Raw genomic sequence first — 16,237 nt, forward strand, 5'->3', positions numbered from 1 at the left:
AGCAATGATCGAGATTCAGGTAGCAGGGAAAAATGTGGAGGCGGCCCAGGGGGTGACCTACGGCGAGCTGGCAAAACAGTTTCAGCCCCAGTATGAGAACGATATTGTGCTGGCCACGGTCAACGGGAAGCTTCAGGAATTACATAAAAAGCTGCAGCGGCCCTGCAGCATCGAGTTTGTGACCACGGCCCATACGGCGGGAATCCGGTCTTATGAGAGAAGCCTGGTGCTTCTGATGAATAAGGCCATCTACGATGTGGTCCCGCTTCCGGATATCCGGAAAGTCACGGTGAAATTTTCCGTGACCCATGGACTTTACGTGGAGGCGGAAGGCGCCTTTTCGGTGGATGAAGAATTTCTCCAAAAGGTCAAATCCAGAATGGATGAACTGGTCCAGGCGGACCTTCCCATTAAAAAAACCAGTATGCACGTGGACGACGCGGTGGCCTTTTTTCGGAAGGTGAAGATGTACGACAAGGAACGGCTCTTCCGGTACCGCCGGAGCTCCCATGTGAATATTTACAGCATCGACGGCTTTGCCGATTACCATTATGGCTATATGGTGCCGTCCACCGGTTATCTCAAGTATTACGAACTGAAACTCTACCAGGATGGCTTTGTTTTGCTGTTCCCGACCTGGAAAGAGCCGAAAACGGTGCCTCCCTTTGAGCCCCAGGAGAAACTGTTCGGCACGCTTCAAAAGGCGTCCCGCTGGAGCGAGCAGCTCCATGTGGATACGGTGGGAGCGGTGAACGATATGATTTCCAGCGGGAGGATCCAGGATCTGGTGCTGATCGCCGAGGCGCGGCAGGAGAGGGAGATCTCCGGGATCGCGTCGATGGTGGCATCACGGCCCCATGTGAAATTCGTGATGATTGCCGGGCCTTCTTCTTCGGGGAAGACCAGCTTTTCCCACCGGCTGTCGATTCAGCTCCGCTCCCAGGGACTGACGCCGCACCCGATCGGCCTGGACGATTATTTCGTCGACCGGGACCGGACGCCGCGGGACGAAACCGGGGACTTTGATTTTGAAGCTCTGGAATGTGTGGATATCGAGCAGTTCAACCAGGATATGACGGCGCTTTTGGCCGGGGAGAAGGTGGAGATGCCCACCTTTAATTTCAAGCAGGGGCGCCGGGAATATAAAGGGAATTATTTGCAGCTGGGAAGCCATGACATTCTGGTAATCGAGGGGATTCATGGCCTGAACGATGCCTTGTCCTATTCTCTGCCGAAGGAGAGTAAATTTAAAGTTTACATCAGTGCGCTGACTCAGCTCAACATTGACGAGCACAACCGGATCCCGACCACAGACGGCCGCCTGATCCGCCGGATGATCCGGGATGCCCGGACCCGCGGCAACACGGCGGAGGACACGATCGCCCGCTGGCCCTCGGTGCGGCGCGGGGAAGAAAAAAATATTTTCCCGTACCAGGAAACCGCGGATGTGATGTTCAACTCCGCTTTGATCTATGAGTTTTCCGTGTTGAAATCCTACGCGGAGCCGCTTTTGTTCGGCATCCCGTCGGATTCGCCCCAGTATCAGGAGGCGAAACGGCTGCTCAAGTTTTTCGATTATTTTCTGGGCGTTGACAGCACGGCGATTCCGAACAATTCTCTGCTGAAAGAATTCATAGGGGGAAGCTGCTTTAATGTATAAGGCTTGCTTTTTCAAGGGGAAGTGTGATACAATGAGCAAGGCGTAAAAAGGTTCCCTCCTTTCCGGGCGGGAACGGCGAAAACGCGTGATCGGAGTAGAACAGGTAATCGCGGCTGCCTTCGGGCAGGTGAGGAAAGTCCGGGCTTCACAGGGCAGGATGCCGGATAACGTCCGGTGGAGGCGACTCCAAGGCCAGTGCAACAGAAATATACCGCCGGGGATCTCCCCGGTAAGGGTGGAAGGGCAGTGTAAGAGACTACCGCCCTCCCGGTAACGGGAGGGGCACATGTAAACCCCATCCGAAGCAAGACCAACAGGAAGCATAAGGCGGCCCGTCTGCTTCCGGGTAGGTCGCTTGAGCCTGGCGGCGACGCCAGGCCTAGATAGATGATTACCCAACGACAGAACCCGGCTTATCGTTCTGCTCTTATCACAAAGCAAAAGCAGGTTTTCTTTTCGGAGAAAACCTGCTTTTGCTTTTGAATGCTGGGGAACCCGGCGGGAATTTTGAAACGCGGTCTTTGGCCGCCGGGGTATCGCTGTAGAGGCAGTCCGCGTTGTCTATCCCTTGCTCTGCACGACATTTCTCTTCTCAATGAGATAAGTCGCCGTAAAATAGAGCAGGTAGATCAATAAGATTGCCGCTGCGATCAGCCCTGCATTGCGGTAGATTTCCCAAGCCTGCCCCGCAAAGCCGGCGATGGTCATGATTTCCGCAGAGACCATGGAGGTGGGAATGCTGAGCAGCAGCGGCAGGGCAAAGGGCAGGAAAAAGAATCCGAAGGTCTGACGGAATAAGGTTTGGCACTGCTCCCGTTCTCCTGCGCCCAGACGGTACAGGACGGCATAGCGTTTCCGATCCTCTGTGATACCGGACAGGGTTTTCAGGGCGAGGATCGCCATGGCCATGAAAATGAAAACCACTGCGATATAAAGCGCGCCTATGACGAAAATGGCGGTGGTGCTGTTTTTCTGGAGCCTGCCGTACTCTTTGAGTTTATAATCGCAGCGCTCATACGTATGATCCTCATATTTGCTCGTGTAGGAGTAGGAAAGGGCGGAGCGCAGCTCCTGGGGATCGTAGTCTGCATCTTTCAGCCGGAAAGCCACACAGTTGGATTCCACCGTCAGGCCGTGGACCGCCTCGTCCGGCACAACGGCAAAGAAATAGGTGTAGTAGAACATCGGCAGATCAGAGATCATGCCCTGATACCGGTACGTTTTTCCTCCCAGCGACAAGGCTGCGTCCTGAAAGTTGGAGTGGGCAGCCTGGGGAACATTGCTGTTGGCGCAGATGAGAAAACTGCCGTCCAGGCGGACCGGCTCCCTTCCCAGCCGGTTCAGCAGGAGGTTGAAATCGCTCTCCGCCATCAAAGAATCGTGGAGCCCTTCATAAGACGCTCCGCTCCATCGGGTATACTGGTGGAGTTCACTGGCGCCTGTGGTATAGAAGGTGTAGGGGATGACCTCTTCGATCCCGGCATACTGGGAAATGATTTCTTCCGCCTGATCGGGTCCGACGGACGTCTCGACGGATGCGTCCAGGTTGGCGTTAATGTCAAAGGGATATTCCCGGTCCAGGGCCAGCCGTTCGCTTACTTTCATGACAAAAGAGACGTTGGATCCAATCACGGCAAAGGCGATCAGAAAGGACAAAATACCGACGATGACCGAGTTGGAGCGAAGCTTTCCGGAGAGCTGGCGCAGCGTAAAGGTGTTGGTTCCCGAAGAGCAGAAACGCCTGTTTTTCAGTAAAAGATTGACGATGCTCCGGGCAAGGCTGATGTGGAACAAAATCAGTGCCGCGGCAAAAACCATCAGAGAGACAAACAAGCCGCTTCCAGGAGTAACGTCTCTCAAAAGAGAAGCACGGATCTGCTCCTGAAAGAAGAGAAAACTGACGGTCAGAGTGACGAAAGAAGCCACTGTCAGAATCATCCATATCCCTGGACGGCGGACATTTCTTTCCACCATGCGGTCTCCGTGAAGCAGGTGAAAGATGCTGACTTTCTTTAAATAGCGGGCCGATACGGCGGAGGAGATCAGGAAAACGGCAGTTACCAGCACGATGGTCAGGATCAGACCTTGTGCGGAGTAGGCGGCAAAAGCAAAGTCCATATCCAACAGGTGAGTCATGATCAACATCAGGCCCTGATAGAAGAAAAGGCCTAAGAGCAGGCCGAGTCCCAGGGCGGCTGCTCCCATGATCAGGGTTTCCAGGTTGAAGAGAAGAAGGATATTCTTTCGTGTCATGCCGAGGGTCAGATACATTCCAAATTCCCGTTTCCGAAGCCTCAGCATGAAGGAGGTGGCATAGCTTAGGACAAAAGCCACGATCAGCGAGAGAAAGACAGAGATGCCGATCATTCCGGATTTCAGCTCTTTCATCGTCTCAGCGTAGGCCAGGATCTGCTCGTTGAAGATGATATTGTTGACCGCAAACATCAAGGACACAGTCAAAGCCACTGTGATAAAATAGATCAGGTAATTCCCGATCTGGCGGCGGACATTCCGAACGGCAAGCTCAGTGAACATCCGTATCACCTCCCAGCGCAGCCATCACGGACAAAATTTCCTGGTACATGGCTTTCCGGCTGCGTTCTCCCCGGACGACTTCGCTCCAGATCTTCCCGTCTTTCAGAAAGAGGACACGTCCGGTGTAGGAGCCGACCACGGCGTCGTGGGTCACCGTCAGGATGGTGGATCCCAGCGTTTGATTCATCCGGACAAACGTTTCCATCAGGATCCGGGAGTTGGTGGAATCCAGGGCGCCGGTGGGCTCATCGGCCAGCACCAGAGCTGGGGAAGTGATGAGCGCCCTGGCGCAGGCAGCCCGCTGGCGCTGGCCGCCGGAGAGTTCATAAGGGAATTTTGAAAGCTGGTCCAAGACGCCAAGGGCTTCGGCTACCCGGTGCAGCTCTCTTTTTGTTTTCTGGTGATCCAATTTTTTCAGATTCAGGGGGAGCGTGATGTTTTCGCCCACGGTCAGCGTATCCAGCAGGTTGTATTCTTGGAAGATAAAACCCAGCTTATCCCGCCGGAAGGCGGAGAGCCGGTTTTCCTTCTGACCGGAAAGAGGGATCCCTTCAACGAAAATCTCCCCAGAGCTGACCCGGTCGATGGTGGAGATGACGTTGAGCAGCGTACTTTTTCCGGAGCCGGATGCGCCCATGATGGCGGTGAACTCTCCTTGACCGACGGAAAAAGAGATGTCGTTTAACGCTTTGGTGACGACGCTGCCAGTCCCGTAATATTTTGTGACATGTTTGACTTGTAAAATTTCTTTCATATTTTTTTACCTCCGTTTCGTTTGTCCCGTACGGGTATGATAACACGAAACCTCGGTTTTTGTTCTAACGCTGGCATGCGTTCTTCCTTACAGTTTCGTAAGAGAATCAAAGGCTAAAGAAATCCGGGTGTACCGGCCTTCCTCGGATTCGATGGTCAAAGTGACGCCCAGATTCTTACAAAGCTCTGCGGCAATATAAAGTCCCATGCCGGTGCTGTCTCCCCGTTTCCTTCCGGCTGTGCCGGAAAAACCTCGCTCGGTTACGCGGGGAAGCTCATGGGAAGGGATGCCGGTGCCGTCGTCCCAGACGGTGATCACGCCGGATCCGGCGGTCATGGTCACCTGGCAGCCGGGGCAGTATTTGGCACAGTTGATCAGGAGCTGTTTCAGGATGAAAAGAATGGATTTTCCGTCGGTGCAGACGGAAAAGTCTCCCTCCACCGTCACCCGGATCCGGGCGGCGATCAGAAGTTCCATCTGGCTTTTTACCGCTTCGTCCATCAAAGCGGCCGCGTGGGTCTCATGGATTTGCAGATCCTTCTCAGCCGTGCGCATCCGGGCAAAATAGAGGATGCTTTCTGTCAGGTTATCGGCACGTTTGATTTCCTGCTTGAGTTTTCGGATGTCCCCCTCATTGGATAGGATCAAAGAACAGGCGGTCAGAGGGGTTTTGATCTCGTGGATCCAGCTTTCCACATAGTTACAGTATTCTTCCTTCTCGCGCCGCGCCGTATCGGCGATGCCGATGGCAGAACGGGAGACGGTTTTCATAATCATAAAATACTGCTTCTCCAAAAGGTTCGCGGGAGGCGGCAGAAGTTCGCCCAGGAGATATTTCTCCGGCAGCTCCTTTAAAATCTGATTCAGACGGTCCAGCCGCCGTCGCGAGAGCAGATATCCGCAGAAAAACCAGGCGGAAAACAGGAGCAGAAAAAAGAGGCAGAAGATCCAAAGAAACGAAAGCTCTACACCGGCGAAGGCCAGAATGCAGAGGAACGTCACACATCCGATCCCAGCGAAGCACAAGGTTACGGCTTGATGGCGCAGATATTCCCAAAGCGTCATAACCGGTACCCCACGCCGCGCACGGTCCGGATAAAATCCAAAGCGCCCATTCGTTTCAGCTTCTCCCTCAGACGGTTGACATTGACATAGAGGGTGTTTTCATCGATGTAGAGGCTGTTGCTCCAGAGATCCTCGACGATTTCCTCCCGCGTACAGAGATCTTTTTTCATCAGGCAGGCCAGAATGCGGGTTTCATTTTTGGTCAGCTCTTCCGTCCGGCCCTCATAGCTTACGGTCAGATCGGACAGATGAAGCGTCAAGCCGCGGACCGATAGGACCGGGTTGCTTTTCCGCATCAAAAGCCGGGAGATCCGCGCCAGGAGGACGGAAGAGTGGTAGGGTTTTCGAATGTAATCGTCCGCACCGACGCCAAAGCCGAGAAGCTCGTCCTCGGCAGTATCGCGGGCGGTCAGAAAGATCACCGGAACGTCCGAGTGAACTCGAAGTTTCCGGCAGATCTCATAGCCGCTCATCTCCGGCAGATTGATGTCCAGGAGGGCCAGATCGCAGGGAAGCGCCTCCACCGGATGGTAGCCGTTGTTTTGGAGGAGCAGGATCAGTTCACTTTTTATGCTGGGGTCGTCTTCAACCACCAAAATTCGGTTCATAACAGAGAGTCTCCTTTTCAGGCGGAATCAAAGGTGTCAGGCGTTGGAAAGGCCTCGCTTCAGCCAGTTTCCTCGCAGGTAATAGATCAGGAAAATGACCGAGGTGATTCCCCAGCTGACCGGATAACAGATGGCTATCATGCCGATGGTATGGTGAAGCGGCAGGATAAACAGCATCCAGACCACACGGAACAGGCAGACACCAAAAATCGAAACGAGCATGGGATACAGGGCCTCTCCGACGCCGCGGATCGCTCCGGAAAAAATTTCAATACAGGCAAAAAGCGCGTAAAAGGGTGTCAGCAAATGAATCAGCTGCATACCGCAGGCCAAGACATCCGCATCGTTTGTAAAGATTTTTAGGAGGTACGGCCCGGCGGCAAGAAAGAGAAGACTGCTGAAAGCAGCAGCGGCAAATTCCATACTAAGACTGATCCGTACGCTTTTTCGGATGCGGTCAAAATTTTTGGCGCCGAAATTTTGGCCCACAAATGTGGTGACTGCGATGCCGAAGGCGCCGCTGATCATCCAGAATATGGAATCCATCTTGGAAAAGGCAGACCAGGCCGCCACCATATCTGTTCCGAAGGAGTTGACCCCGCTTTGAACCACCACGTTGGAAATCGAGTAGGTAGCAGACTGAAGACCTGTCGGAAAACCGATCAGAAGGATACGCCCCAGCATGTTCGGCGTAAAGTTCAGCTTACGGAAGCGGAAGGTAAACATACTTTTTTTCCGGATCAGGCTGATTGCCACTAGGACTGCGCTCAGCAGCTGAGAGAGGATTGTGGCCAAAGCTGCGCCGAAAATACCAAGCTTCATCACGGGAACCAGGAGCAGATCCAGCAAAATATTGACGATGCAGCAGGCGATCAAAATATACATCGGGGATTTGGAATCCCCCAGAGCTCGAAGAATGCCTGTTCCCATGTTATAGAGAAAAGTCGGTATCATGCCAAGAAAATAAATGCGGATATAGAGCAGAGCGCTTTCAAAGCAGTCGGCAGGCGTGTTCATTACGCGCAGAATCGGATCGGACAGCGCCAGACCGATCAGCATGAAAAGAAGACCGCCGGCTAAGGAGAGGGCAACGGAAGTATGAATGGCCTTTTCTATATCCTGCGTCCTTTTCGCTCCGAAAAATTGGGAGATGATAACGGTGGAGCCGGAGGAAATTCCGACGAAAAAACCCACCAGAAGCTGGATCGGCTGCCCGGTGGCCCCTACGGCCGCCAGTGCTTCCTTTCCTACAAATTGGCCTACAATGACGGTGTCCGCCGTATTGTACAACTGCTGGAAAAAAGACCCCAGCATGATCGGAAAAAAGAAGAGCAATAACTGCTTCCAGATGACCCCTTCGGTCAGCTCATAATTTGCTGTGTGTTCCTTCTTCATAGCCATTTCCTCCTGTCTGTTCAGTATATACAAAGTCCGTAAGAAATGCAATGAATTCTATAGATGTTCTTGGGGAAAAAGAATGCCTGCGGCCAAGCAAAACAGGTGGATTTACGGGACAAAATATGTTACAATAATACCAATTATTTCTGGTTATCCAAGAAGGGAAAAAACAGATGGCAGAACATAAAAACAGCTGTGTTGACTGCGGGCTGGTCAACTGTAACCGTCATGAATCCCATTACCCGGAGTTTTGCGTATCTCAGCATGTATCGCCGGAGTTGGCTGAGGAAGCAAAAGCGCTTTATCATGCGGAAGAGATCAATGAAAAGATTGCCTACGCTTCGGCCTCGATTGAGTCGGACTTTTACTGTGAAAAGACCCGGCTGGAGGAGGTGGCTCTTTTTGCGGAGCGGATCGGAGCGAAAAAGCTGGGGATCGCCACTTGTGTGGGATTGATCCGCGAGAGCCGGATTGTAGCCCGCTATCTGCGGGAAAAAGGTTTTCTGGTGTTTGGCACCGGATGCAAAGTAGGCGAGGTGGACAAAGCATATATTGGTCTTACCCAGGTGAACCCTTGTCTCGGCACCAATATGTGTAATCCTATCTTGCAGGCAAAGGTGCTGAACCGCGAGCAGACGGACCTGAATATTATCATTGGTCTCTGTGTGGGACACGACAGCCTTTTTACCAAATATGCCGAAGCGCCCTGCACAACTTTGGTCGTCAAGGACCGGGTCCTTGCCCATAACCCAGTGGGGGCGATCTATCAGGCGGACAGCTATTATAAGAGAAAACTTTTTGGAGAATAAGAAAGCGTTTTTTCTGCGTTGTCTGCACGGACGACGCACGGCTTCATTGACTGAAAATAGGAGAATCTGAGAGTGAAATAATTGATTTGTTACGATCGTTGTGCTATAGTTAAACGTAGTGCTTCAGGAAGCCTCAGGAAAGACTTGGGGCTTATTTTCCATTAGGAGATTAAATGGGTAAAGATACGAAAAGAATGCAGGGTGTACGGGGGATTTTAGTGGGAATGGCGGTGGCGCTGACTGTGACCGGCGCGGTTCCGGTTTTTGCGGAAAACGGGTCTCCGGACGGAGAGGAAGCCGGCTCCTCCAGCGCAAATTACAATAGCCAGAGTTCTTCGGATGAGAAGGAACCGGAGCAGTCCTCGGAAGCGTCATCCGAGTCTTCTCAGACGCCGGAAAGCTCCGAAAGCGGGGAAGGGACTTCGCCGGAAGAGAGTAAAGAAGAGTCCGGGGAAAGTCAAACCTCGGCGAGCGAGAGCGGCGGGAAAGAGACCACCGGCAGTTCCTCGGAGACTGCGCCGGTGAATCCTTCGGAAAAAGAGACCACCAAAGTTTCACCGACCGAGACGCTGCCGGCGGAGACCACGGTACCGGCGGTTACCACGCCGGCCGAATCCTCCCCGGCGGAAAGTTCTTCCTCCGAGACGGAGTCTTCCAGCGAGGAAACCTTGCCGGAGGAGACGATCCCGGTTAAGATTTTTACGCCGGGGGAAGGCGTGGATCTGGCCAAGGCGGAGGCCGAGCTTCCGGTCAATCTGTCCCCGATCCGAAAAAAGATTGCCATGGAAGCCTATTCCCTGGTGGGCCAGGTGGGATATTTCTGGGGCGGCAAGTCCCTGGCCTATAACTGGGACGGACGCTGGGGAGACGTGCAGATGGTGACCATCGAGGGAAGCAAGTCCACGGGGACGCTTCGGTCGTTCGGTTTGGATTGCAGCGGCTTTGTGGCCTGGGTTTATGTCAATGCCTTCGGCAGCACCGGGATTTTTGACGAGGTCGGGGAGACGACCGCCTCCCAGTGGGCGAAGTCCTATGAGATCGGCTGGGATCAGGTGCTTCCGGGCGATTTGGTTTTTAAAAAGCAGCCGTCCGACGGCGGGACCAATCATGTCGGCGTTGTGGTGAAAGCCGAGAACGGCGAGATCTGGGTGGCTCACTGCGCCAGTAGCAAGAACAACGTGGTGATCACGGATGCCAGCCGTTTTTCGTATGCGCGCCGCCCCTATCTGCTGCAAAACGAATGTGCCTGCACACGGATGGCGGGAAAGATTGTGATTCACGAAGCGTCCTGTAAAGAATATACCGGATTGAATACGAACCCGGATGCGGCGGATCCCAAGGTTTGGGGATCCGTTGAGCAGCTGACGGTGGATCTTCAGTCCTTGTTCCCGGACGCGACTTTTGCCGGGGCAGTGGCGGATGCCCTTTGGGAGCAGTATGCGGCGGTGCCGAGAGAGACGGCCGGCCGGATCGCCCAGGAAGTTGCGGCGGAGTGCGATGATATTTTTGAGCTTGCCAGAGAGATTGAGACGCGGATGGCGGCGGAGCCGAAACAGTTGAATCTGGGAGAATCGGGTGCGGAAACGCTGCCGGAATTTGTGATGGAGGCGGAGCTTTCTGTCAAGGCGAACGGACAGGTTTACCAGGAGGAGCGCCGGCAGGCGGAAGAGACCGGGGCGCCTTTATCTCCGGAGGCCGAGGCATGGGTTCCGATCCGGGATATCGAGGGCATCCAGTATTTAAAGTCGGCCAGGGAGATTGACCTGGCTTACAATGAAATTACGAGCCTGACGGCTCTGGATTACAGCCGGACGGACGCAGAGGGAAAGCAGATTTATGCGTACTCCGGATATGTGCAGAATCCTTTGACCGGACTTTGGATCGAAGCCCCTGAGGGAAAGGAGCAGCCGGACGGAATTTTGCGGCTGTATTTCGGCGGCGGGCTGCCGGGAAGCCTGAACACCTATGAGACGGTGCTGCGTCTAGCTGGAAACGAGATCACCGAGGCGCCGGAAGAGTATCCCGGCCGGTTGGTGTTTGACGGATTTCCGGCGGAGCCGGAGAGTTCGGGGCCGGAAACAACCGGAGCGGACACAGAACAATAAAAAGGAGTCAATCGATGCCGGATCAACTGAGGCAGACTTTTGCCGGAAGCGGAACTTATATTGTATCGGAGCCTCTGATGGAGGCGGTAAATATTGCGATTGCCCTTAAAAAGCCTCTCCTGCTAAAAGGGGAGCCTGGCACCGGAAAGACGATGCTGGCCCAGGCGATCGCGGAGGCGCTGGGATTGCGCCTCCTTATCTGGAATATTAAATCCACAACCAAGGCTCAGGAAGCGCTGTACCGTTACGATACGGTACAGCGTCTTTATGACAGCCAGTTCGGGGAGGCGGGCGTGGATGAGATCGCGCGCTATATTCATCCCGGAAAGCTGGGGGAGGCTTTTTTGTCCGAAGAGCAGGTGGTGCTTTTGATCGACGAGATCGACAAGGCGGATCTGGAATTCCCCAATGATCTGCTCTGGGAACTGGATCAGATGGAATTTTTCATCCCGGAGACCAAAGAGACGGTGCGGGCCAAACACCGGCCCATCGTGATCATCACGTCCAACGGGGAGAAAGATTTGCCGGATGCTTTTCTCCGCCGCTGCATTTTTCACTATATTGAATTTCCGGATCCGGAGCTGATGGAAGAGATCGTGAAAGTTCATTTCCCTCAGATCGAAGAACATCTGCTCTGTGCGTCTTTGGAAGCTTTTTACCGGGTGAGGGATAGCAAAGGGCTGCAAAAAAAGCCGGGCACCTCGGAGCTCATCGACTGGGTGCGCGCCCTGTCACTCGGAGGAATCCCGGCTGAGCGGCTGGCTGAGGCGATTCCCTTTGCCGGCGTGCTGTTAAAGAAAAAAGAGGATTTGGCTGTCTTTCAGGAGAAACGCTGATGTTTACCGGTTTCTTTTATTACCTGCGGGCCGGTGGGTTTTCGGTGGGGCCGGTGGAATGGATGACGCTGATGGAGGCGCTGGATCAGGATCTCATCGGATCCAGCCTGGATCGTTTCTACTGGATCAGCCGGGCGGCGCTGGTCAAGTCCGAGGTGGAATACGACCGGTATGACCAATTATTTTTTTCCTATTTCCGGGAGGTAGAGGAATACGCCGCACTTTCCGGGGAGATGAAGAACTGGCTGGAGAATCCCCGGATGAGGAAAACGTCGGAGGAAGTGGAGGCGCTGCCTCTGCCGGAAAAGAGGAATTTAAAAGAACTGATGGATCGGCTTTCCTGGATGAAAAAGCTGCAAGAAGGGGAGCACAATCAGGGAAATTTTTGGATTGGCGCAGGCGGAAAGTCCAATCTTGGCCATTCGGCTCAGGAGGGAACCGGACTTCGGCTGGCCGGTTCCTCGAAAAACCGGCGGGCTCTGGGAACCTGCGGAGAGCGGAAGTTCCAGGATTTCCGGAAGAACGCGGTGATCACCAGCCGTCAATTCCAGCTGGCCCTTCGCCGTCTGCGCCAGCTCTCGGAGCAGTCGAACCAGGAAAAAAGCGAGCTGGACGTGGAGGAGACAATCCGTCAGACCGGGGATCACGGCGGCCTTTTGACATTGGCCTACCGGAGGCCCAGGAAAAATCAGATCGCGCTGCTTCTTTTGATGGACTGCGGAGGTTCCATGCGCAGACACAGTATGCTTTGCAGCCAGTTGTTCCAGGCGGTGGACCAGTCGACTCATTTTCGGGACGTGAAGGTCTACTATTTTCACAACTGTGTGTATGATGAACTGTTCATGGATCCCAAGTGTGAGGCGGATTCTGCGGTCTCCACCCAGTGGGTTTTGAATCAGTACGGGGCGGACTACCGCGTGGCTGTGGTGGGAGACGGGACCATGTCGCCGGAGGAACTGTTTGATGTGGGCGGAAGCTATCAGGGGAAATTCAACCAGGTGGCGGGCATCGAGTGGCTGCGGCGCTTCCAGAAAAAATATACGCATATGGTTTGGATCAATCCTTCTCTGCGGGAGCGGATGGGAAGGGGCTTTTTGGTGGAAACTTTGTATTATTTAAAAGAGATGTTTCCGACTTACCCTTTGACGCTGGAGGGATTGGAGGGAGCGATGAAAAAATTGCTGAGAGGGCAGAGCAAAGAATAGCCGAAGAAACCGGACGCCGGCTGTCAGGCGGAAGACGAAAGGAGAAGGTGTCGGCTGTTTGTGATGGCGGAACCAAAGACGCGCTGTCCCGGCATGAGAGAAAGATACTTTCATGCCGGGGCAGCGCTTTTTTTGACCTTCCGCCGCAAAAAGTCCACATCCGAAAGGCAGTGCGGGTTACAGCCACGCCCCACGAGCTTTCTGTCTCCGGGATTTAGGGAAGGATAAAGTGGGAGCTGGACTGCTCCTGCTCGATGACCTCCTGAACGTACTCGGTACAGGTCCGGATGGTCTCCTGAAGCGCCGGATAAATAAACTTATTTTTGTGATAAACAAGGAAAAATTCTCTGGTCATGTGGACATCCTTAATAGGGATGGAGTAGAATTCTCCGGATTTCAATTCATTCGCCACCAGGATCGAGGACACCAGGGTGACGCCGTGGCCGCTGCGGACCGCAGACAGGATGGCTTCATTGCCGGAGCAGCGCCAGGTTTCCCGGTAGGTCACCCGGAATTTCTGAGCGAGTTCATGGAGGTAATTGCGCAGATAACTGAAATCCTCCCGGGAGATCACGGACTCCCCTTGAAGATCTTCCATGGAGATGGATTGTCCGTAAAATTTGTGATTCTTACTGCAGATCAGGCATAGCTGGTCGGTCAGCAGATGGGTGCGGATGATATTGGGATCGGAGGTGGAGCCTTCCACGACTCCGATATCCAACTCACTGTTTAAGAGCATTTCTTCCACCGCCTTGGTGTTGACGACCGTGATATCCGGCTGGATCTGCATCGGGCCGTCCCGCAGGCGCTTGGCGATCTCCGGAAGAAAACAGGTGCTGAAGACGATGGTGGCCCCCAGGCGTACGGTGGGCCGCGCCGATGAGTTTTTCATTTCCAGCTCCATGCTGTCAAAGGTGGAGACAATATAGCGGGCGTAGGGGAGGAGACGCCGTCCATTGTCCGTCAGATATAAACGCTTGGAGAGCCGGTCGAAGAGTTTCACTTCATAATAATCCTCCATCTCTGCGATGGCCTGGCTGATGGAGGGCTGCGAGATGTGCAGCGCCTTGCTGGCGGCGTTCATGGTCTGGTAATCCACCACGGAGATAAAAATGCGTAGATAGCGAATGGTCATGGGAACCTCCCAACTTCTATAATAAAATCATTATTAAAAATATCAAAGTTACGTATTATACATATATTATCAAGTATGTTATGCTATTGTCAAGAATTTTGAGAAAGTGATTTCATATTGCTCAAGGAGGTCGTAAGGACAATGGCAGAGTGCGGTTGTAAAAAGAAGGTAAGGCTTCGGAATGTAGTTCTGGGGTCTGGCCATTTGGCGCTGATCATGCCGGTTGCGGCAAAAGACAAGGACGAGGTTGTTGCCTTGACCAAAGAGTTCGCGCCTCATGATCCGGATATTCTGGAGTGGAGAGTGGACTATTTTGAAGAGGTGGAAAACCTGCCGGTTTTACTGGAAACGGCAAAGCTACTGAGGAAAACAGTGGGAGACAAGGCGGTGATGGTGACGCCAAGGCACAAGGAAGAAAACGGGGTCCGGGACATCAAGCCGGAGAAAAAGAAAGAGATTCTGTTTGCCTTGATTCAGAGCGGAACCATTGACATGGTGGATGTGGAGATGCGTTACGGAAAGATGTACATCCAAAGTATCCGCGAGGAATGTCAGAAATACGGAGTGGCTCTGATGATTTCGTATCACGATTTGGTACATACGCCGGAAAGCCCGGAGATCATTTCTCTTTTAAAGAAAGAAGTGGAACTGGGCGCCGATGTCTGTAAAGTATCCTTTGTGGCGGAGACCTACGGGGATAATGACCGGCTGGGCAAAGCCATTGCCGAAGCCAGAAAAGACGGTGTGGAAATCCCGATTGTGTCCATCTCGGCGGGGCCCAAGGGAACCCTGTCCCGGATCTGCGGCGATGTGTTCGGTTCCGATGGAACGTTTGTGTCAACGGGAAAGACCCACCAGATTCATATTGACGATGTAAGAACTTTACGAAAAAGCTTAAAATTAGACCGATAAAAGGAAAAAGGAAAAAAGAATAAGGAGGAAAGTAGTAATGAACGGAAAAGTGAAAAAAGCAATGGCCTTCCTGATGGCCGGAATCCTGGCAGCGGGATCTTTGGCCGGATGTTCTTCCACCGGAGGGGAATCCACCACAGCCGGCACGCAGGCCGCAGGCTCAGCTTCGGAAGGCACGGCGGGCGGAGAGGCAGGCGATTATCCGAATCAGGCGATCACCGGCGTCAGCACCTTTAGCACCTCGTCGGGTACGTTCAGCGACGCCGTGAAGATCTGCGGGATTGCGGAGCAGTATCTGGGCGGCAGCATCACGGTTACTGACCACGCGGGCGGTTCCGGAGCGGTCGGAACGGATTTTGTGTACAACTCAAAACCGGATGGTTACACGCTTCTGTGCGGCACCGACAGTGTGTCCCTGTTTGGCGTGATGGAGCTGTCCGACATCACTTACGATGATTTTATGCCGATTATCCTGGCCTATGGAAAAGTGTTTTACCTGGTAGGCAACAAGGACAGCAAATATAACTGTATGCAGGATCTGATCGATGATGCGAAGGCAAATCCCGGCCGCGTGACGGTGGCGATCACCGGAGCCGGCAGCGTGCCCGCCGTTTGGTTCTCCCTGCTTTCCAAGCATTTTGACGTGCAGTTCAATATCGTTCAGTACGAAGGAAACGGGGATGCGATGACGGCTTTGATGGGCGGCCATGTGGATGCGTTTATCACCAATACGCAGCAGAGCCTGTCCTACGTAGAATCCGGCGATATCAAGCCGATCACGCTGCTCTTCGATAATGAAATACCGCAGCTTAAGGGCACGGAAAAATTGTCGGAAGCGTATCCAGAGCTGGCACAGTACAGCGGATTCGGAAATTTCTTCCAGATTTCCGTCCATAAGGATACCCCTCAGGCGGTTATCGATAAGCTGACCGACGCATTTATGCAGGCCTATAACACTCCGGAATTCCAGCAGTACATTAAGGATAACGGCCATTCCGCCCTGGGCCTTACCGGCGCAGAGGCAATTACGTATGAAAAGCGGCACCAGTCCATTGCTTCCTATATTATGTACGATGTAGGGGCCACGGAAGTCAATCCGGCTGATTTGGGCATCGAGCGGATTTCTGAGTAAGCATACACCTGCTGACGCAGGCATCATCAGGAAAAATGCCTGCGGACAGGGGAAATGGATCCGCTGTCCGCAGGTATTTTGTT

13 protein-coding genes and 1 other RNA gene are annotated in these 16,237 nt (G+C 53.4%); 8 read left to right on the plus strand and 6 right to left on the minus strand.

Annotated elements, in window-relative coordinates:
• Nucleotides 1-4 precede the first annotated feature (4 nt).
• Complete coding sequence (locus MUB23_RS08830; RefSeq protein WP_244800093.1) at nucleotides 5-1,660, plus strand: nucleoside kinase; 1,656 nt, start codon at nucleotides 5-7, stop codon at nucleotides 1,658-1,660.
• A 91-nt stretch (nucleotides 1,661-1,751) separates the two neighbouring features.
• An RNA gene (rnpB, locus tag MUB23_RS08835) (RNase P RNA component class A) lies at nucleotides 1,752-2,092 on the plus strand.
• 129 nt (nucleotides 2,093-2,221) lie between these two features.
• Here the strand turns inward: rnpB and MUB23_RS08840 are convergent.
• The 5 genes from MUB23_RS08840 to MUB23_RS08860 all read right to left on the minus strand — a co-directional run bounded on the left by MUB23_RS08840 (nucleotide 2,222) and on the right by MUB23_RS08860 (nucleotide 8,017).
• Nucleotides 2,222-4,195 (minus strand): ABC transporter permease, encoded by a 1,974-nt coding sequence (locus tag MUB23_RS08840; protein WP_244800095.1) that lies wholly within the window; start codon nucleotides 4,193-4,195, stop codon nucleotides 2,222-2,224.
• Nucleotides 4,185-4,949 carry an ABC transporter ATP-binding protein gene (locus MUB23_RS08845; protein WP_244800097.1) on the minus strand — a complete coding sequence of 255 codons (765 nt, stop codon included), beginning with the start codon at nucleotides 4,947-4,949 and terminating at the stop codon, nucleotides 4,185-4,187. The genes MUB23_RS08840 and MUB23_RS08845 overlap by 11 nt, the downstream gene beginning before the upstream one ends.
• A gap of 87 nt (nucleotides 4,950-5,036) precedes the next feature.
• Nucleotides 5,037-6,014 carry a sensor histidine kinase gene (locus MUB23_RS08850; RefSeq protein WP_244800099.1) on the minus strand — a complete coding sequence of 326 codons (978 nt, stop codon included), beginning with the start codon at nucleotides 6,012-6,014 and terminating at the stop codon, nucleotides 5,037-5,039.
• On the minus strand, nucleotides 6,011-6,622 hold the full coding sequence (locus MUB23_RS08855; RefSeq protein ID WP_244800101.1) for a response regulator transcription factor: 612 nt from the start codon (nucleotides 6,620-6,622) through the stop codon (nucleotides 6,011-6,013). The genes MUB23_RS08850 and MUB23_RS08855 overlap by 4 nt, the downstream gene beginning before the upstream one ends.
• A gap of 36 nt (nucleotides 6,623-6,658) precedes the next feature.
• A complete protein-coding gene (locus MUB23_RS08860) occupies nucleotides 6,659-8,017 on the minus strand; it encodes an MATE family efflux transporter (protein ID WP_244800103.1) in 1,359 nt (452 codons plus the stop codon).
• Nucleotides 8,018-8,193: 176 nt separating this feature from the next.
• On the opposite strand from MUB23_RS08860, the gene MUB23_RS08865 reads away from it, so the two are divergent.
• The 4 genes from MUB23_RS08865 (at nucleotide 8,194) to MUB23_RS08880 (ending at nucleotide 12,975) form a co-directional block, all read left to right on the plus strand.
• Complete coding sequence (locus MUB23_RS08865) at nucleotides 8,194-8,829, plus strand: DUF1847 domain-containing protein (RefSeq protein ID WP_244800104.1); 636 nt, start codon at nucleotides 8,194-8,196, stop codon at nucleotides 8,827-8,829.
• Between the two features lie 173 nt (nucleotides 8,830-9,002).
• Nucleotides 9,003-10,934, plus strand: a complete 1,932-nt coding sequence (locus tag MUB23_RS08870; RefSeq protein WP_244800105.1) for a C40 family peptidase — start codon at nucleotides 9,003-9,005, stop codon at nucleotides 10,932-10,934.
• Between the two features lie 14 nt (nucleotides 10,935-10,948).
• Nucleotides 10,949-11,770, plus strand: a complete 822-nt coding sequence (locus tag MUB23_RS08875; RefSeq protein WP_244800107.1) for an AAA family ATPase — start codon at nucleotides 10,949-10,951, stop codon at nucleotides 11,768-11,770.
• Entirely contained in the window at nucleotides 11,770-12,975 is a 1,206-nt protein-coding gene (locus tag MUB23_RS08880) for a VWA domain-containing protein (protein ID WP_244800109.1), read from the plus strand. The genes MUB23_RS08875 and MUB23_RS08880 overlap by 1 nt, the downstream gene beginning before the upstream one ends.
• 214 nt (nucleotides 12,976-13,189) lie before the next feature.
• Here the strand turns inward: MUB23_RS08880 and MUB23_RS08885 are convergent, their stop codons facing one another.
• Nucleotides 13,190-14,110 carry a LysR family transcriptional regulator gene (locus MUB23_RS08885; RefSeq protein WP_244800111.1) on the minus strand — a complete coding sequence of 307 codons (921 nt, stop codon included), beginning with the start codon at nucleotides 14,108-14,110 and terminating at the stop codon, nucleotides 13,190-13,192.
• Nucleotides 14,111-14,251: 141 nt separating this feature from the next.
• On the opposite strand from MUB23_RS08885, the gene MUB23_RS08890 reads away from it, so the two are divergent.
• Both MUB23_RS08890 and MUB23_RS08895 read left to right on the plus strand, forming a co-directional pair.
• Entirely contained in the window at nucleotides 14,252-15,022 is a 771-nt protein-coding gene (locus MUB23_RS08890) for a type I 3-dehydroquinate dehydratase (protein ID WP_244800112.1), read from the plus strand.
• 37 nt (nucleotides 15,023-15,059) lie between these two features.
• The gene (locus tag MUB23_RS08895; protein ID WP_244800113.1) at nucleotides 15,060-16,154 is read left to right on the plus strand and encodes a Bug family tripartite tricarboxylate transporter substrate binding protein; all 1,095 of its coding nucleotides are present in this window, start codon (nucleotides 15,060-15,062) and stop codon (nucleotides 16,152-16,154) included.
• Nucleotides 16,155-16,237 lie beyond the last annotated feature (83 nt).

This window comes from Cuneatibacter sp. NSJ-177 (genome assembly GCF_022867805.1).
In the GTDB taxonomy this organism is placed as follows: Bacteria; Bacillota; Clostridia; order Lachnospirales; family Lachnospiraceae; genus Pseudolachnospira.